Genomic DNA, 17124 nt, shown 5'->3' on the forward strand with positions numbered 1-17124 from the left:
GTTATTCTACCCCCTTTACACGTTTGGACACAAGCTCGATGTTTTCGTTGTCAGCACTGCCGACAACAGCACCCTGTCCGATTTTGACATTGTCAGCAACAAGTGCACGCTGTACAACAGCACCGGCTGCTACCTCTACGCCTGGCATGAGCACACTGTCGATAACCTTTGCACCTTCACCAACGGTACATCCGGTAAACAGTACGGAATGACTTACTTCGCCTTCTACAACACAGCCCTGTGTAATGAATGCTTTGTTGATCTTGGCATTTGGTCCAATGTACTGAGGAAGAGCCGGAGTGTCCTCGGTGTAAATTTTCCATGTCGGATCGTTCAGGTTCAGTTCGTTTCTGGAATCGATAAGATCCATGTTTGCTTCCCAGAGGGAGTCGATGGTTCCTACGTCTTTCCAGTAGCCTTTGAATTTGTATGCAGCGAGTGTCTTGTTATCGTCAAGGAGACATGGAATGATATCCTTACCGAAGTCATGATGGGAATCCAGATTCTTCATATCAGCAAGGAGGATCTTGCGGAGAAGCTTCCAATTAAAGATATAAATACCCATAGATGCGAGATTGCTCTTTGGATGTTCTGGTTTCTCTTCAAATTCAACGATGCGGCCGTTGCCATCTGTGTTCATGATACCGAAACGGCTTGCTTCCTTCATCGGAACTTCGATGACTGCGATCGTTGCATCGGCATTCATTTCTTTATGGTAATCCAGCATCTTATCATAATTCATTTTGTAGATATGGTCACCGGAGAGAACTAAGAGATATTCCGGTGAATATTTATCGATAAAATCGATATTCTGAGAAATTGCGTCAGCAGTACCTCTGTATACATCCAGATCGGCGTCGGCCTTTTCACGAGGCGGGAGAACAAAAACGCCACTCTCTCTTGCATCAAGCCCCCAACGACCGCCTGCTGCTACATAACTGTTCAGAAGGACAGATTCATACTGGGTAAGAACACCCACGATGTCGACACCGCTGTTAGCGCAGTTGCTTAACGGGAAATCAACGATGCGGTATTTACCGCCATATGAAACTGCCGGTTTGGCAACTTTGTTGGTAAGTTCATGGAGACGACTGCCACGGCCGCCAGCCAGGATCATCGCTAACATGTTGTTTTGTTTCATAGTGAACCCTCACTTTCCTTTAATAATCCTTGTATAACCTACATTATACAATTTTTACAAAAATATTTCTACAATTTTGAGCAAAAAAGTGTGAATTTATTGAAGAAAAATTTTATGAATTGTAAAGAGTGCATTAAAAAAAAGAAAAAAATATAATAAATAGGTGTAAAATCAACAAAAAATCGAAAAAATGTACTAAAATTCTACAAAATAAGAAAAGTTTTTGTTCAGATTCACAACAAAATCTGCCGGGACAGATGGAACAATGCAAAGATCGTGCAATGACTGGACGGAAAAGAAGATATACGTTATAATAGCAACGTCAGGAAAAAGAAATAATAAATATCATAATTAATGGTAGAATAAGAGGTATTCTGGTGAAAAGACGAGAAGATTTTAAACGCTTTGTTGTTTTCTGTCTGGCAAGCCTTGTGGTGATTGCCCAGACAGCTGTTTTTGCGTATATCTGGTACGATTTTTACAGAGGCCTGATCTTTGAGCCTTTCTGGAGGAAGGGTAACTGGGTGCTGATCGCAATCTATGCACTGATCAATGTCCTGTTTTCCAGATTGTATGGAGGACTGAAGGTTGGTTATCTGAAGAGGATCGATGTATTTTATTCGATGACGATCGCAACGATCTGTACGAATATTTTTACGTATTTCCAGATTACACTGATCAACCGCTGGTTCTTGGATCCGCGGCCGATGGTTGAGATGACACTGGTACAGTTTGTGATCATTCTGATCTGGATCTGGGGATCCAGATATATTTACTCCAGACTTTATCAGGCACGTAAACTTCTGGTAATTTACGGAGACAGAGATCCGGGAGATCTGATACAAAAGATGAACTCCCGTAAAGACAAATATGAGATCAGTGGTAAAGTCCATATTGATATGGGCGAGAAGGAGATTTACCGTCTGATGAAGGAGTATGACGGAGTTATTATCTGGGATCTTCCTTCTCAGATCCGTAACCGTTATCTGAAGCATTGTTTTGCACATTCTATTCGCTGCTATCTGAGTCCAAAGATCTCGGATGTGATCCTGATGGGAAGTGAGCGTATCCATCTGTTTGATACACCGCTTCTGGTTGCAAAGAATATGGGGCTTTCTATAGAACAGAGAGCGGCCAAGAGAATTCTGGATATTGTGGTATCTGCACTGGGAATCATTGTTTCATCTCCGATCATGCTGATCGCGGCATTGTGCGTCAAGCTGTACGATGGCGGTCCTGTATTCTATTTTCAGGAGAGACTTACACTTGGCGGCAGACCATTCAAAATATGTAAATTCCGCAGTATGTGTGTGGATTCGGAGAAAAACGGAGCACGCCTTGCATCAAAACATGATTCCAGAATCACTCCTGTCGGAAAGGTGCTGAGAAATCTTCATCTGGATGAGCTTCCGCAATTGTTTAATGTGTTTATGGGAGATATGTCGCTGGTAGGTCCGAGGCCGGAACGTCAGACGATCATGCGTGAGTATCGGAAAGAGATACCGGAGTTTTATTACAGACTGAAGGTGAAAGCCGGACTTACCGGTTATGCTCAGGTTTATGGCAAATACAATACGACACCATACGATAAACTGAAGCTGGACCTTTTCTATATAGAAAACTATTCGTTTTTCCTCGATCTGAAGCTTCTTTTGATGACAGTAAAGATCTTTTTCCAGAAGGAAGTTTCTGAGGGAGTGGATGATGATCAGATAAATGCTCTGAAGGATTCGGTGGAAGAAATTACCAGGGAGGATATCCGTCATGATGGAACAGAAAACAGAGAACCAAAATGATCTCAGAAAGCTCCAGCTTGTGGAACTGGATATTCTGAAGGAGTTTCTGAGAATATGTGAGAAATATCATCTTCGTTACTATGCGCTGGGAGGTACACTTCTGGGTGCAGTAAGACATGAGGGATTTATTCCGTGGGATGATGATATTGATGTAGGAATGCCGAGACCGGACTTCAGACGATTTGAAAAGATTGTCGAGAAGGAACTTCCGGAATATCTTCATTACTGCAGTTTCAAGAAAACAAAGGGCTATAATCATTATGTGCCAAGGATCACAGACAGCCGTGTCAAGGTGATTGATGAATCTGCTGCTGTTGATGCGGAGAAGGAAGCATGGATCGACATCTTTCCGCTGGATGGAATGCCAGGAAACAAATATATCCGCAAGATCCACTGTTTTCGCCTTCTGATCGCGAGAGCAAGAGTGAATTACTCGCTGTTTTCAACAAATGTTGATCTTAAGCGCAAAAGACCGTTGCATGAGCAGCTGTTGATTTCTGCGGGCAAGGTGCTTCCGGTCGAAAAGATCTTCCGTACGGACAGAGAACTGAAGCGCCTCGACCGGATGATGCAGAAATATTCCTATGACAGTTCTCCATACCTGGTAAACTTTATGGGAATCCATAAGCTCAAAGAAATGTTTCACAGGAAGCATTACGGCAGAGGAGCCGATTATCCTTTTGAAGATATTTCGCTGAGAGGACCGAAGGATTATGATTTTGTTCTCCGACAGATGTATGGAGAATACTGGAATCCTCCGTCTGTACAGGAGATGAACCATCACAATACCAGAATTAAGGAGTGATAGTATGGGAACAGATGCAGAGAAGACCTATTCTGTTCTGATGGCAGTTTACGGAAAAGAAAAACCGGAGTTTTTTCGTCAGAGTATTGAGAGTATGCTTGCACAGACACTGCCTTTTTCGGATTTTGTTCTTGTCTGTGATGGAGCACTGACACATGAATTAAATGAAGTGATCAGCTGGGCACAGGAAGAAATGGGCGAGAAACTTCAGATCATTCGCCTGAAAGAAAATAAGGGACTTGGAAAGGCCCTGCGGACAGGTGTTCCAAGGTGCCGCTGTTCCGTGATCGCAAGAATGGACAGTGATGACATCAGCAGACCAGATCGTTGTGAGAGACAGTTCCGTATCATAGAGAGAGACGGATATGATCTGGTGAGTGGTACTTTGCAGGAATTTGTCAGAGAACCGGGAGATATGGACAGGTTGAGAGTGCTTCCGCGTACTTCTGAAGAAATCCTGCAGTATGCGAAGAAGAGAAACCCTTTCAATCATCCATGTGTGATGTTCCGTAAGGAATCGGTTCTTCGCGTCGGAAGTTATCAGGATTTTCCCGGATTTGAGGATTATTATCTCTGGATACGTATGCTGCGCAAGGGCTGTAAGGGGTATAATGTGCAGGAGGTAATTCTTGATATGCGGACTGGCAATGGCATGTATGACCGCAGAGGAGGACGCGATTATCTGTACTGGGTACTGCGTTTTCAGAGATATCTCTACTGTAAGAATTTCATTACAAAGAAGGAATACATCCAAAATTGTCTGGTCCGTACAACTGTTGGTGCGATTCCGGGTGGAGCCAGAGAGAAGTTTTATCATGTATTTCTCAGAAATGGAAAATAGCGTTAAATATAAAAACTGTGCTGATCATCTGATCAGCACAGTTTTTTAGTTGTTTTCCATGAAATCTACATATTCTGCAAGAACCGGTTTAGGATCTCCGATCCGTTTGATCTGTCCGTCGTGCATCCACATAACTGTGTCACACAGCTCCTGAAGCGTATCAATGCTGTGAGATACGATGACAACTGTACGATCTTTGTTGGAAATAAGACTCTTCATTTTGTTGTAACTTTTTTTCTTGAATTTCTGGTCTCCGACACTCAATACCTCATCGATAAGCATAATGTCGGTTTCCAGGATAGCAGTAATGGAGAATGCCAGTTTGGAATACATACCACTGGAGTATGTCCTTACAGGCATATCGATAAACTCACCAAGTTCGGCAAATTCAACGATTTCTTCTTCTTTGGCACGAACTTCTTCCTCGGAGAAACCGAGAAGCATACCAGAGAGGACGATGTTTTCTCTTCCGGTCATTTCACGCTGGAAACCAACACCGATGGACAGAAGGGAAATGGAATGTCCCTTCAGATCAATTGTTCCGCTGTCCGGGGAAAAGATTCCGGCCAGGGCATTCAGAGTGGTGGATTTACCACTTCCGTTCTTGCCGATGATTCCGAGGATCTCGCCTTCACGTACATAGAAGGAGATTCCCTTTACAGCTACAAAACGGTCAGCCTTCTGGCGACGGAAGTGCAGCAGGTTTTTCTTGATAGAAGTCTTCTTGAGATTCTGATAACTGATCACCAGATCTGTGACTTCAATAGCATGTTTCTCTTCCATATTATATCACCTTTACATAACTGTTTTCATTTTTGTAGATCTTGCGTACACCTAAGATACTGATAATGAGACCGATCACAAACCAGAGAAGCAGAAGCTTTCTGTGTGGCGTCCGGCCGTAGATCAGACAGTCACGGGAAGCAGTCAGCAAGAATGCGATAGGATTTCCCCTTCCGACATAGCTGTTATACGGGGCAGGAAGTCTGTCCATAATATTCCAGAATACACCGGTAAGATAAAACAGAAAACGCAGTACAATGTTCAGTACATTGGAAAGGTCTTCTACAAATACTCCGTAGTGAAGGAGAAAACAGGAAAATCCAAAAACCAGGACGATCAAAGTCATCAGGATCGGAATGAAATACAGAACATTCCAGGTTACCGGAACTCTCCATACGATCATCATGGCAACAATGATAAGAAGGGAAATACACATCTTAAAACCGTTGACGCCCATCTTGACGAAGAGAAGGATGAATTTAGGTATATATACTTTGGATACGATCGGTTTATTGGCCTTAATTACCTTGACACTCTGGAGAAGACTCTTATTAAAGAAATCCCACAAAGTGATACCGATAAAGACGAAAATTGCAAAGTACTGTTCCTTGGACTTGAACACATATCCGAACATGAATACATAGATCAGCATAAAGCAAAGAGGATCCAGTATCCACCAGAGCCAGTTCAGATAGGAATTGGCTATTTCGGATTTTAACTGAGCATTGGAAGAATAGATAGCATATTTCCAATACTTCTTCAAGTCATCCTTGAATCGATTAAACATAAAATCCGCTCCTATATTAATATAAAAATTATAGACCCCCAGAAAACTGAGGGCATTCGACTTTTTTATCATACACTACGAAAAGAACATTGACAAGAGTAAACTTGTTTTATAAGAAATACTTCTATAAAAATGAATGCAAAACTCTTGACTTCTATATGTAATGTGTGCTAAACTAGACGGGCGACATGGAAGTTAGGTCTTTTTTTTATGCAAAAAATAAAAAGAAGACTCACGCAAATGAAAACACTGGAGGTGGAAGTTGTGCGCGTTAAGATTACATTGGCATGTACGGAGTGCAAGCAGCGTAACTACAATATGACCAAGGAGAAAAAGAATCATCCTGAGCGTCTTGAAACAAAGAAATATTGTAAGTTCTGCCGTACCCATACTCTGCACAAGGAAACAAAGTAATCACAAAGTATTGTGAGTTTTGTGAGGTTAGACTATGCAAGAGAAAGAAAAATCTGCTGGCACTGGTCAGAAGAAAAAATGGTTTCAGGGACTTCAATCGGAATTCAAAAAGATTGTCTGGGTGGACAGACCTACACTGGTTAAACAGACCATTGCGGTTGTTGCCATTACAGTAGTTCTTGCTGTGATTATCAGTATTATGGATTCTGCCATTCTGGAAGGTGTAAATCTTTTAATGAAATAAGGATAACGGTGATTGTATGTCAGAAGCAAAATGGTATGTTGTTCATACCTATTCAGGGTATGAAAACAAGGTAAAAGCCAACATTGAAAAAACAATCGAAAACAGACACCTGGAAGACCAGATTCTGGAAGTTCGTGTTCCTCTGCAGGATGTAGTGGAAATGCGAAACGGTGCTGCAAAGCAGGTCCAGAAAAAAATGTTTCCGGGCTATGTGCTTCTCAACATGGTCATGAATGATGATACCTGGTATGTTGTTCGTAACACCAGAGGTGTTACAGGTTTCGTAGGACCGGGATCTAAACCGGTTCCGCTTACAGAAGAAGAAATGCTTCCGTTAGGAATCAAGAACGAAGACATTCAGGTAGATTTTGCAGAGGGTGACATGGTTGTCGTAACAGGCGGAGCCTGGAAGGACACCACAGGCGTTATTTCTGCGCTCAGCACTCAGAAGCAGACGGTTACTATCAATGTTGAATTGTTTGGCCGCGAAACGCCGGTAGAAATAAGTTTCGCAGATATTAAGAAAGCGTAAACACATTCAAGTGGGAGGGAACAACCCCCGCCAATACCACATAGGAGGTGCCGAAAAATGGCAAAAAAAGTAACAGGCTATATTAAATTACAGATTCCTGCTGGTAAAGCAACTCCAGCACCACCGGTTGGTCCTGCTCTTGGACAGCACGGTGTAAACATTGTACAGTTCACAAAAGAGTTTAATGCAAGAACAGCAGATCAGGGAGATCTTATCATCCCGGTTGTTATCACTGTTTATGCAGACAGAAGTTTCAGCTTCATAACCAAAACTCCGCCGGCAGCAGTTCTTCTTAAGAAAGCAGCTAACATCAAATCCGGTTCCGGCGTACCGAACAAAACAAAAGTTGCAAAAGTAACAAAAGCTCAGGTTCAGGAAATCGCTGAACTGAAAATGAAAGATCTGAATGCAGCATCCCTTGAAGCAGCTATGAGCATGATCGCTGGTACTGCTAGAAGCATGGGAATCGAAGTCGTAGACTGAGAAATTACAAATTGAAGTGAGTGGGAGGGAAATTCCCGCAATTACCACAGGAGGTTATAGAAATGAAACGAGGAAAGAAATACGTGGAAGCTGTTAAAGCAGTAGACCGCGCAACATTATATGATACCGCTGAAGCTATCAGCCTTGTAAAAAAATCAGCAGTTGCTAAATTTGATGAAACTATCGAAGCTCATATCCGTACAGGCTGCGATGGACGTCATGCAGACCAGCAGATTCGTGGTGCAGTAGTTCTGCCACACGGAACTGGTAAAAAGGTTCGCGTTCTTGTATTTGCTAAAGATGCAAAAGCAGAAGAAGCAAAAGCAGCTGGAGCAGATTACGTAGGCGCTGATGATCTCATTCCGAGAATTCAGAATGAAGGATGGCTTGATTTCGACGTTGTTGTTGCTACACCAGACATGATGGGTGTTGTAGGACGTCTTGGTCGTGTACTTGGACCAAAAGGTCTTATGCCGAACCCGAAAGCTGGAACAGTAACTATGGACGTTACAAAAGCAATCAATGATATTAAAGCAGGTAAGATTGAATATCGTCTTGACAAAACCAATATCATCCATGTTCCGATCGGTAAAGCTTCCTTTACTGAGGAACAGTTAAGCGACAACTTCCAGACGCTCATGGAGGCTATTGTAAAGGCTAGACCAAGCACACTTAAAGGACAGTACTTAAGAAGCGTTGTTCTGACCCCAACTATGGGACCTGGTGTAAAGGTTAACCCGGTAAAATTTGCCTAAATATATGAAAGAAGGACATCCCGTGCATGAGCACAGGGGTGTCTTTTTTCAGTTTATAACATATTTTCAAAAATAAAATCATTGCTGTCCGTTTTAGCTATGCCTGAGGCTGCCAAAAATCTTAATATATAATTAAATGTATTTTACGGTATTCTGTGATATTATGATAGAATGTAACTATTCAGAAGGTAGTATCCCGCGAGGCGTTTTGGCATGTTTTTTGCCAAAATCCCGAGACATACAAGGCAAAATGCCATCACCGAAGGTGATTTGGAATGCATTTTGACTCGTAACTGTGAGGGTACTGAACAGTTATGATAGAATGATATCTAGGTGATCTGGAATGCATGTTTACTTGTAACAGTGAGGATGCGGAACAGTTACGATATAGTTTGGAAATGAGGGAATAGTTTTGGCTGGAAAAAAGAAAAAGAATTCCTGGAGAAACAGGATTATATGTCTGGTGGCAGAGATACTTGCTGTGATTGCTCTGCTTCTGGTGCTTTCGCAGAACTTTGGCTTTGGATATCAGATCACGGTCTGGGTGAATCAGCTTATAAAGCCGGCAGTTAAGGAACTGGATATTACCGGAATTAACAGCTCCTATGCGGTTCTTATGCAGGCCGGGAGCGGCAGGGTTGTCGGAGATATAAATGGAGAAACACCGATGTATCCGGCTTCTATGACAAAGATTATGACAACGATCGTAGCAATCGAGAATCTCAGTGACCTGAACCAGGAGATTACTGTGACAAATGACATGATAGCAAATCTTTATGCACAGGATGCCACACAGGCTGGATTTCAGCCAGGTGAAACAGTGCAGGCGATCGATCTTCTCTATGGGGTGATGTTGCCATCAGGAGCAGATTGCTGTATTGCACTGGCAGATACAATTGCGGGATCTGAAGAGGGATTTGTGGAGCTGATGAACCAGAAGGCAGAGAAACTGGGGCTTGAAAATACACATTTCTGTAATACAACAGGTCTTCATGCAGATGATCATTACAGTACGGCAAAAGACATCGCAGAGCTTCTGCGCTATGCACTTAAGAACAGTACTTTCCGTGAGATCATCGAAAGTCCGTATCATTCTACACCTGGAACGAATGTACATCCGGATGGGATTACCTTTTACAGTACAATGTTCAAGAATCTGTCAGATACAACTGTGATCGATGGCAAGATCATGGGTGGCAAGACCGGATTTACCAGTGAGGCCGGCTGCTGTCTGGCAAGCTTTGCTGAGATCGATGGTATAGAATATATCCTGGTGACAGCAGGTGCGTATCAGGCGGGAACGCCGCATATAGATGATGCAGTAAAACTATACAATCGCCTTGGAGAGGCTTCCTCGGTATTGTATGGAAGATAAACAAATTAAGGGAGGACATGGACACCATGAAAAAAATGAAAAAGATCCTGATACTGTTTCTCTGTGCGATACTTGTAACCGCACCGGTATTTACAGAAACAGCATCCGCAGCAGCAAAAACAGCTTCATCAGAGGCGAAGAAGACTTCGTCAGCAGCAAAAAAGAAAAAGACACAGATCAAAGGCTGGTACAGATGTTCAAATGGCAAAAAAAGGTACTTTAAAGATGGAAAGTATCTCACAGGCTGCCATAAGCTTGGAAAATATGTCTATCTGTTTGATCGCTATGGTGTCAAACAGCAGAAAAACACAACTTACAAAGGCGTTCGGTACTTTATAGATGATCGTGAACACGTAACAGGCTGGAGAAAGGGTTCCACTTTCTATTATAATAACGGGAAACGTATGTCAAAGAATAAAGCCTTAGATTGCAGAGCGTATCAGAATGCAAGAGATGTAATAAACAAAGTCACCAATAAAAAAATGTCAAAAAGCCAGAAGCTGGAGGCATGTTTCCGCTGGGTTATGAGTAAGTACTATTTTACCTGGAGACGGTTTGATCAGGGAGGATCCATGTGGTATGCCGTGCAGGCAAATGATCACTTTGAGCGTGGCTGTGGTGACTGTATTGCGGATGCTTCTGCATTTGCATATCTTGCAAAAGCACTTGGATATAAAAACGTCTATATCTGTGCAGATGGATCGAGAAGAGACGATAATTCTCACGCATGGACAGAAATTAACGGACGAGTATATGATCCGCTTTTTGCAGAAGCCAAAAGCTACAGCAGAAACTATGGTGTCAGATATGGAGTGTATACTTTGTCTCCGGTCACAAGAAAAAAACTTGCCTGAACAATAAATATATAAAGAAGCAAGTCTGTTAAAGATTGAGAAGGTCAGGAAATAGAATCGCAAGAGGATAAGATTAAAATGAGAAAATTAAAGAAATTGTTGATAGCAGTTATGTGTATGCTTCTGGCGGTTTCACCTGCAATGACGGTAACGGTAAGTGCTGGCAGCACAACGGGAAAGTCATCAAAAGGATGGGTTATCACATCTGGTGGTCAGAGGAAATACCGGAAAAATAGTAAAGCTGTAAAGGACTGCCGTTACAGGGCACCGAATAGTAAGAAACTCAGTTCGGGTCAAAGGAGTGACCTTAGAGCGTATCAGAGAGCACGTCGGATTGTAAACGGAATCACAAATTCGCATATGAGTAAGTCTGAAAAACTGAAAGTCTGTTATAAGTGGCTCATTCGATCAAATGGATATGGCGGCTGGCGCAGGCTCAGTGATGGAGGAAATTACTGGTATGCGATAAATGCGAATGATCTTTTTGACCACAGACGAGGTGATTGTATTTCCTATGCGTGTGCAATGGCATATATGGCAAAAGTGATAGGATACAATAATGTCAATGTGTGTTCAAGAGACACAAGGGCAAGAAACCATCACACATGGACAGAAATCAACGGACGTGTCTATGATTCCTACTTTGGAAAGAGAAGAGGAATAAAAAAATATTACGGAATATCATATAAAAAATATGATTATAAAGTGGTTTTTCGTAAAAGAATCCCATGAGAAGAATAAAAAGATAAGGGAGCGGATAAATCCGCTCCCTTTGTAATCCCCGAAGATATATTCTTATTCTCCGAAGTATCTCTTAAGCAGACCAGCGAATGCTTTGCCGTGTCTTGCTTCATCTCTTGCCATTTCATGTACAGTGTCATGAATAGCGTCAAGGTCAGCTGCTTTGGCACGTTTAGCCAGGTCAAATTTACCGGCAGTAGCACCGTTCTCAGCTTCTACACGCATTTCAAGGTTTTTCTTTGTGCTGTCAGTAACAACTTCACCGAGAAGTTCAGCGAATTTTGCAGCATGCTCAGCCTCTTCATAAGCTGCTTTCTCCCAGTAGAGACCGATCTCCGGATATCCTTCTCTGTGAGCAACTCTGGCCATAGCAAGATACATACCTACCTCAGAGCATTCACCCTGGAAGTTAGCTCTCAGATCTTCAAGAATGTCTTCGCTGACACCTTTGGCAACACCAACAACGTGCTCAGCAGCCCATGTCATCTCAGCGTCCTGTTTGATAAATTTGGAAGCAGGAGCCTTGCAAACCGGACATACCTCCGGAGCTTCATCACCTTCATGAACATATCCACATACACTACATACCCATTTTGCCATAATCGTATTCTCCTTTATCATTTACTCGATGGTAACTGTTATCTGAGAACAGTTACGTTTATTTTTCAGATTGTTTCAGGCAGTCCTCGCAGAGACCGAAGAAACGAACGTTGCAGCCGGTAATCCTGCCAGCGAAGTTCCTGCCTGCGTGATGGATCACATCATCAAATCCATCAGTTTCCAGATCCTGTACACAGCCACATTCCGTACACATAAAGTGGCAGTGCGGTTCGGTATTTCCATCAAAGTGATCAGCACCGCCGAAATTCGACAATTTCCTGATCTCGCCGATATCAGATAACAGGGAAAGATTGCGGTAAACAGTTCCCAGACTGATATTGGGATAAATAATCTTCATATTGTCATAGACAACATCTGCTGTCGGATGATCCCTGCGGGTCATGAGAAACTCTTTGATAGATTCTCTCTGACGGCTATATTTTAATCCAGCCATTGGAAACTCCTTTCTTTGATAGTATAGACAGTATTCCGTAATCTTTACCTGCCAATAAATTCATATATTAACCGAAATATCTCTTAAGCAGACCAGCGAATGCTTTGCCGTGTCTTGCCTCGTCTCTTGCCATCTCATGTACAGTATCATGGATAGCGTCAAGGTTAGCTGCTTTGGCACGTTTAGCCAGGTCAAATTTACCGGCAGTAGCACCGTTCTCAGCTTCTACACGCATCTCGAGGTTTTTCTTTGTGCTGTCAGTAACAACTTCGCCAAGAAGTTCAGCGAATTTTGCAGCATGCTCAGCTTCTTCGTAAGCTGCTTTCTCCCAGTAGAGACCGATCTCCGGATATCCTTCTCTGTGAGCAACTCTTGCCATAGCAAGATACATACCTACCTCAGAGCATTCGCCCTGGAAGTTAGCTCTCAGATCTTCAAGAATGTCTTCGCTGACACCCTTGGCAACACCAACAACGTGCTCAGCAGCCCATGTCATCTCAGCATCCTGTTTGATAAATTTGGAAGCAGGAGCCTTGCAAACCGGACAGACCTCCGGAGCTTCATCACCTTCATGAACATATCCACATACACTACATACCCATTTTGCCATAGTCTTAATCTCCTTTTCTTGGTTAGATTGATTTTATTAATAATAGTAATTGTTATTAATTTCTTGCTGTGACTATAATGTACCATAATGATATAGAAATGTCAATAGGGAATTTTGCTTTTTTCAGACAATAGCCAAAAAACACTGTTTCTGTTACAATAAGGAAATGAGACAGCGAAAAAATGATTTTGGCAAAGAACATGCCAAAACACCTCGCGGGATACTATCTTCTGAGTAATTAAGAAAATCTTAATACTTTACCCCATGGATATTAATTCTTGGCAGATATAGTAAATGTAAGGTTACGGCAGATGATTTACCGTGGCCAAAGTGAGCAGTAAACAAAAATACAGGAGGCAGGGGAAATGGCAGAGATACTGGTATGTGATGACGATAAGGATATTGTGGAGGCGATAGAAATCTATCTGGCACAGGAAGGGCATCACATTCTCAAAGCATACGACGGTGAGCAGGCGATCCGGGTTCTGCAGAATAATCCGGTGGATCTTCTGATCATCGATGTGATGATGCCGAAGCTGGACGGAATCCGGGCAACATTGAAGATCCGTGAAAAAAACGCTCTTCCTATTATAATTTTATCAGCGAAATCCGAAGATACAGATAAGATCCTCGGATTAAATGTCGGGGCAGATGATTATGTGACGAAACCTTTTAACCCACTGGAGCTGATGGCAAGGGTCAAATCACAGCTTCGAAGATACACACAGCTTGGTGCGGTGGCAGAAAAAAGAGAAAATATTTATCAGACCGGCGGGCTCATGATTGATGATGACCGCAAAGAAGTCAGTGTGGATGGAGATGTGGTTAAACTCACACCAATCGAATACAGGATTCTTCTTTTTCTGGTCAGAAATCAGGGCAGAGTTTTTTCTATCAATCAGATTTACGAAAGTATCTGGGAAGAGGAAGCAATCGCGGCGGATAATACCGTAGCGGTTCATATCCGCCACATCAGAGAAAAAATTGAGATCAATCCGAAAGAACCACGTTATCTCAAGGTTGTGTGGGGACTTGGGTATAAAGTGGAAAAGATTTAAAATTTCACAGAAACCTGTGGAAAACATGGAAAGGAAATGGGGTAAAATGAAGAAAAAATGGTACAGAAAAAGCGGAATAAAAGCACTTTTTATCTGTCTGACAATAGTGTTTCTGGTGACGGCCTGCGTCAGTGCAGGAGCATCTGTATATGTCATGAGCAAGGGAGTTCAGCCATTGGATAGCAGAAAATATGTGGATTCGGAGAGTTTTACAGACAGTGTTTACAGCATGTCACATACAATTCTGGAATCACTGAAAGAGCGGGAAATTCTCGATGAAAGCAGCGAGGATGACCTGATCGATCTGGCGGAGTTGAAAGAAGGAAAAACGCTCACTCACAAAAATACCTCCGGTCTTGCATATAAGGCAGAGGATCTGATCAACTGGTCTCAGGGTGCCTGGGATCAAAGCACAAATCTTCTGGTATGCAGAAAACCAGATGGAAGCAATTATTATATGTATTACAGTGATTTCGCGGATAAGATCATTACCGGAGAACTGAAGCTGGTGTTTGGCAGTGATGCTGAAATGAACCAGGAATACACAAAAGATGTACTTTCTATGCTTTCAGGGGAAGAATATTCGTATTATGATAGTTCTTATAGTGATACAGGAATCCGAAGAGATTCAGTAGAATATGTTGCAGATGCAGATGGAAATATCGCATATACAAATGTCTGGAATTATGAATCCAGAGAATATAATGACGCTGCACTGGTAGAAAAATACAAACCGGATGGAGCGGACAGCATTCTTGATATTGTAAATGACGGCACTAAGTGGAAAGGAGATATCAGTAGTGCATATCAGTATTTATATGCAGCTCTTGTGAAATATAACAATGCAGCAGATGCAGAGAAGAGTCTGGAAACATATGCACAGGGCAAAACAAATCTCAGTTATCTGTTTGTAGATAAAAAGTCTGGTAAAGTATACAGCAATATAAAATCAGTTACTGCTGACAACTATGAAAAGATCCTTGATAAAAAAATAAGAAATTTACCTGATCCGTATATGATCATATATCCAGAGGAACAGGACTGTGAGACGGGATTTACAGGTATTACTGATCAGGCAGTGAACTACTGGCAGACCATGATCGCAAATGTCGGACTGGCGGATTCGAATTATATCTATGCTGTTTCTGTAGATGAAGATTTTCCAATATTAGACAGTATAGCACAGGAAAAAATATACTACGATAAATTTGCACCGTTGCTTATTCCAATGATCGTTATTGCAGCAGTGGCACTGGTTCTGGTGCTGGCAGGTCTGGTGATTCTGACGCTTGCAGCAGGTCGAAACAATGAAGATCAGGAAGTGCAATTAAACTTTTTTGACAGATGGTACACAGAGATTGCAGCTGTTTTAGTAGTCGTTATCTGGCTGTCAGGAACTTCAATCATAATAGAGGCACTGGGCTCTGCGGATATGCGAATGGTTGGCTTTCTGGTGGGAATCGGATTTCTTGGATGCTGGGGAGGCATATGGTTCCTGACCGGATGGCTCAGTCTGGTGCGCCGGATCAAAGCAAAATCTCTCTGGAGAGACAGCCTGCTGAGACATATTCTGATATGGATCAGAAAGATATTCTCGAAGTTTGGTGATATACTTGTGTTTCTCAGTAGCAACACGATCAGCAGAATAAAAACAATCGTGTTGTTTGGCGGATTTCTCTTTCTGCAGTTTATGCTTACCGGAACTGTATTAGATGGAGGTGGCTCAGTAGTTTCCCTTCTTCTGCTGTTTGTGCTGGACTGCATAGTTCTCTGTTATCTTCTCAAAAAAGCCTGGGGAAGAGAACAGATTCTTGAAGGCCTGAAAAAAATCACAGACGGAGAACTTCAGTACAAGATCCCGACAGAGAAACTGACAGGTGAACAGGCTGAGGCAGCAGATTACATCAATCATATAGGCGAAGGCCTGGACGCAGCAGTGGAGAACAGCCTCAAAAACGAGCGTATGAAGACAGAACTGATCACAAATGTCTCCCACGATATCAAAACCCCGCTGACTTCGATCATAAATTACATCGATCTCCTCAAACGCGAAAATCCTGAAGATCCTAAAATCAGAGGATATCTGGATGTTTTAGAGAATAAAGCACAGCGCCTCAAAGTACTGACAGAAGATGTCGTAGAAGCTTCCAAGGCAAGTACCGGAAATATCTCCCTGGAAATGACAGAACTCAATTTCATCGAACTTGTGAATCAGGTAATCGGAGAATTTGAAGAAAAATTTGAAGAAAGAAACCTGAAGATGGTAATCAATTTCGACGAAGAAGAAGCAATCATCTGTGCAGACGGACGCAGACTCTGGAGAGTCCTCGAAAATGTTTTCGGAAACGTATCAAAATACGCAATGGAAAATACAAGAGTTTACGTTGATGTCAAAGTTGAACGACCAAACGTGCAGCTTTCCCTCAAAAACATCTCTGCACAGCCGCTCAACATCTCCGCAGACGAGCTTACAGAACGATTTATCCGCGGAGACGTCTCCCGAAATACCGAGGGCAGCGGTCTGGGGCTGTCGATCGCCAAAGATCTCGTTCAGCTGCAGGGAGGAGAGTTCAACCTGTATCTTGACGGAGATTTGTTCAAAGTAACCATAGAATTTGAGGTGAAATAGGAAATAAAATAACGTGAATTAAATGTATAGTAAAATGTAGATACGATATGAACTCACATGTCTGTGATATATGAAATACCCTTCCAGACAGGCTTCGTCGTTCGGAAGTTCTAGAGATATTCCTGACTGTTAAAGGCGCTCATAAAAATCGTTAACTCGTTTCACTCGAACAGAACGATTTTTATAAGCAACACAGCCAGATCATATCTAAGAACTTCCAGA

At 42.3% G+C, this 17124-nt stretch carries 19 protein-coding genes; 13 read left to right on the top strand and 6 right to left on the bottom strand.

Translation table 11 applies throughout. The annotated features are described in order from the left end of the window. Window position 1 precedes the first annotated feature (1 nt). A complete protein-coding gene (locus tag LIR34_RS14505; RefSeq protein WP_173903065.1) occupies window positions 2-1141 on the bottom strand; it encodes a glucose-1-phosphate adenylyltransferase in 1140 nt (379 codons plus the stop codon). 377 nt (window positions 1142-1518) lie between these two features. On the opposite strand from LIR34_RS14505, the gene LIR34_RS14510 reads away from it, so the two are divergent. Genes LIR34_RS14510 through LIR34_RS14520 form a run of 3 tightly spaced genes read left to right on the top strand, consistent with a single transcriptional unit; the run spans window position 1519 to window position 4583 of the window. After that, window positions 1519-2937: a sugar transferase gene (locus LIR34_RS14510; RefSeq protein WP_161285701.1), complete on the top strand. Its 1419-nt coding sequence runs from the start codon at window positions 1519-1521 to the stop codon at window positions 2935-2937. Then, entirely contained in the window at window positions 2906-3742 is an 837-nt protein-coding gene (locus LIR34_RS14515) for a LicD family protein (protein WP_173903066.1), read from the top strand. Before LIR34_RS14510 ends, LIR34_RS14515 begins: the two co-directional genes overlap by 32 nt. Window positions 3743-3746: 4 nt before the next feature. Beyond that, on the top strand, window positions 3747-4583 hold the full coding sequence (locus tag LIR34_RS14520; RefSeq protein WP_173903067.1) for a glycosyltransferase: 837 nt from the start codon (window positions 3747-3749) through the stop codon (window positions 4581-4583). A gap of 45 nt (window positions 4584-4628) precedes the next feature. On the opposite strand, the gene LIR34_RS14525 is transcribed toward LIR34_RS14520, so the two are convergent. Both LIR34_RS14525 and LIR34_RS14530 read right to left on the bottom strand, forming a co-directional pair. Next, on the bottom strand, window positions 4629-5366 hold the full coding sequence (locus LIR34_RS14525; protein ID WP_161285698.1) for an ABC transporter ATP-binding protein: 738 nt from the start codon (window positions 5364-5366) through the stop codon (window positions 4629-4631). A 1-nt stretch (window position 5367) separates the two neighbouring features. Beyond that, window positions 5368-6153, bottom strand: a complete 786-nt coding sequence (locus LIR34_RS14530) for an ABC transporter permease (RefSeq protein ID WP_173903068.1) — start codon at window positions 6151-6153, stop codon at window positions 5368-5370. Between the two features lie 264 nt (window positions 6154-6417). On the opposite strand from LIR34_RS14530, the gene rpmG reads away from it, so the two are divergent. From rpmG to LIR34_RS14570, 8 genes are all read left to right on the top strand, one after another. Continuing rightward, a complete protein-coding gene (gene rpmG / locus LIR34_RS14535) occupies window positions 6418-6567 on the top strand; it encodes a 50S ribosomal protein L33 (RefSeq protein ID WP_044925727.1) in 150 nt (49 codons plus the stop codon). Between the two features lie 34 nt (window positions 6568-6601). Further along, window positions 6602-6811, top strand: a complete 210-nt coding sequence (secE, locus tag LIR34_RS14540) for a preprotein translocase subunit SecE (protein ID WP_022215466.1) — start codon at window positions 6602-6604, stop codon at window positions 6809-6811. A 16-nt stretch (window positions 6812-6827) separates the two neighbouring features. After that, complete coding sequence (gene nusG / locus LIR34_RS14545; protein WP_161285696.1) at window positions 6828-7343, top strand: transcription termination/antitermination protein NusG; 516 nt, start codon at window positions 6828-6830, stop codon at window positions 7341-7343. A 57-nt stretch (window positions 7344-7400) separates the two neighbouring features. After that, on the top strand, window positions 7401-7826 hold the full coding sequence (gene rplK / locus LIR34_RS14550) for a 50S ribosomal protein L11 (RefSeq protein ID WP_015540664.1): 426 nt from the start codon (window positions 7401-7403) through the stop codon (window positions 7824-7826). Window positions 7827-7888: 62 nt separating this feature from the next. Then, window positions 7889-8581: a 50S ribosomal protein L1 gene (rplA, locus tag LIR34_RS14555; protein ID WP_173903069.1), complete on the top strand. Its 693-nt coding sequence runs from the start codon at window positions 7889-7891 to the stop codon at window positions 8579-8581. Window positions 8582-8993: 412 nt separating this feature from the next. Further along, complete coding sequence (locus tag LIR34_RS14560) at window positions 8994-9956, top strand: D-alanyl-D-alanine carboxypeptidase family protein (protein WP_244092332.1); 963 nt, start codon at window positions 8994-8996, stop codon at window positions 9954-9956. Window positions 9957-9982: 26 nt separating this feature from the next. Further along, window positions 9983-10810 carry a transglutaminase-like domain-containing protein gene (locus tag LIR34_RS14565; RefSeq protein WP_173903070.1) on the top strand — a complete coding sequence of 276 codons (828 nt, stop codon included), beginning with the start codon at window positions 9983-9985 and terminating at the stop codon, window positions 10808-10810. Window positions 10811-10888: 78 nt separating this feature from the next. Then, window positions 10889-11542: a transglutaminase domain-containing protein gene (locus LIR34_RS14570; RefSeq protein WP_173903071.1), complete on the top strand. Its 654-nt coding sequence runs from the start codon at window positions 10889-10891 to the stop codon at window positions 11540-11542. Window positions 11543-11605: 63 nt separating this feature from the next. On the opposite strand, the gene LIR34_RS14575 is transcribed toward LIR34_RS14570, so the two are convergent. From LIR34_RS14575 to LIR34_RS14585, 3 genes are all read right to left on the bottom strand, one after another. Then, window positions 11606-12151 (bottom strand): NADH peroxidase, encoded by a 546-nt coding sequence (locus LIR34_RS14575; RefSeq protein ID WP_161285692.1) that lies wholly within the window; start codon window positions 12149-12151, stop codon window positions 11606-11608. A 58-nt stretch (window positions 12152-12209) separates the two neighbouring features. Further along, window positions 12210-12605 (bottom strand): Fur family transcriptional regulator, encoded by a 396-nt coding sequence (locus LIR34_RS14580; protein WP_173903072.1) that lies wholly within the window; start codon window positions 12603-12605, stop codon window positions 12210-12212. A gap of 67 nt (window positions 12606-12672) precedes the next feature. Next, window positions 12673-13215 (bottom strand): NADH peroxidase, encoded by a 543-nt coding sequence (locus LIR34_RS14585; protein WP_173903073.1) that lies wholly within the window; start codon window positions 13213-13215, stop codon window positions 12673-12675. Between the two features lie 365 nt (window positions 13216-13580). Here LIR34_RS14585 and LIR34_RS14590 point away from each other — a divergent pair, with 365 nt between their 5' ends. Both LIR34_RS14590 and LIR34_RS14595 read left to right on the top strand, forming a co-directional pair. Continuing rightward, window positions 13581-14273 (top strand): response regulator transcription factor, encoded by a 693-nt coding sequence (locus LIR34_RS14590; protein ID WP_161285689.1) that lies wholly within the window; start codon window positions 13581-13583, stop codon window positions 14271-14273. A 46-nt stretch (window positions 14274-14319) separates the two neighbouring features. Further along, window positions 14320-16902: a sensor histidine kinase gene (locus tag LIR34_RS14595; RefSeq protein WP_173903074.1), complete on the top strand. Its 2583-nt coding sequence runs from the start codon at window positions 14320-14322 to the stop codon at window positions 16900-16902. Window positions 16903-17124 lie beyond the last annotated feature (222 nt).

This window comes from Blautia sp. MSK17_66 (assembly GCF_020538025.1).
In the GTDB taxonomy this organism is placed as follows: Bacteria; Bacillota; Clostridia; order Lachnospirales; family Lachnospiraceae; genus Blautia_A.

Coding starts and splice junctions, on each gene's coding strand:
- LIR34_RS14505 (WP_173903065.1), bottom strand. CDS start 1,141: ATGAAACAAAACAACATGTTAGCGATGATCCTGGCTGGCGGCCGTGGC.
- LIR34_RS14515 (WP_173903066.1), top strand. CDS start 2,906: ATGATGGAACAGAAAACAGAGAACCAAAATGATCTCAGAAAGCTCCAG.
- LIR34_RS14520 (WP_173903067.1), top strand. CDS start 3,747: ATGGGAACAGATGCAGAGAAGACCTATTCTGTTCTGATGGCAGTTTAC.
- LIR34_RS14525 (WP_161285698.1), bottom strand. CDS start 5,366: ATGGAAGAGAAACATGCTATTGAAGTCACAGATCTGGTGATCAGTTAT.
- LIR34_RS14530 (WP_173903068.1), bottom strand. CDS start 6,153: ATGTTTAATCGATTCAAGGATGACTTGAAGAAGTATTGGAAATATGCT.
- secE (WP_022215466.1), top strand. CDS start 6,602: ATGCAAGAGAAAGAAAAATCTGCTGGCACTGGTCAGAAGAAAAAATGG.
- nusG (WP_161285696.1), top strand. CDS start 6,828: ATGTCAGAAGCAAAATGGTATGTTGTTCATACCTATTCAGGGTATGAA.
- rplK (WP_015540664.1), top strand. CDS start 7,401: ATGGCAAAAAAAGTAACAGGCTATATTAAATTACAGATTCCTGCTGGT.
- rplA (WP_173903069.1), top strand. CDS start 7,889: ATGAAACGAGGAAAGAAATACGTGGAAGCTGTTAAAGCAGTAGACCGC.
- LIR34_RS14565 (WP_173903070.1), top strand. CDS start 9,983: ATGAAAAAAATGAAAAAGATCCTGATACTGTTTCTCTGTGCGATACTT.
- LIR34_RS14570 (WP_173903071.1), top strand. CDS start 10,889: ATGAGAAAATTAAAGAAATTGTTGATAGCAGTTATGTGTATGCTTCTG.
- LIR34_RS14575 (WP_161285692.1), bottom strand. CDS start 12,151: ATGGCAAAATGGGTATGTAGTGTATGTGGATATGTTCATGAAGGTGAT.
- LIR34_RS14580 (WP_173903072.1), bottom strand. CDS start 12,605: ATGGCTGGATTAAAATATAGCCGTCAGAGAGAATCTATCAAAGAGTTT.
- LIR34_RS14585 (WP_173903073.1), bottom strand. CDS start 13,215: ATGGCAAAATGGGTATGTAGTGTATGTGGATATGTTCATGAAGGTGAT.
- LIR34_RS14590 (WP_161285689.1), top strand. CDS start 13,581: ATGGCAGAGATACTGGTATGTGATGACGATAAGGATATTGTGGAGGCG.
- LIR34_RS14595 (WP_173903074.1), top strand. CDS start 14,320: ATGAAGAAAAAATGGTACAGAAAAAGCGGAATAAAAGCACTTTTTATC.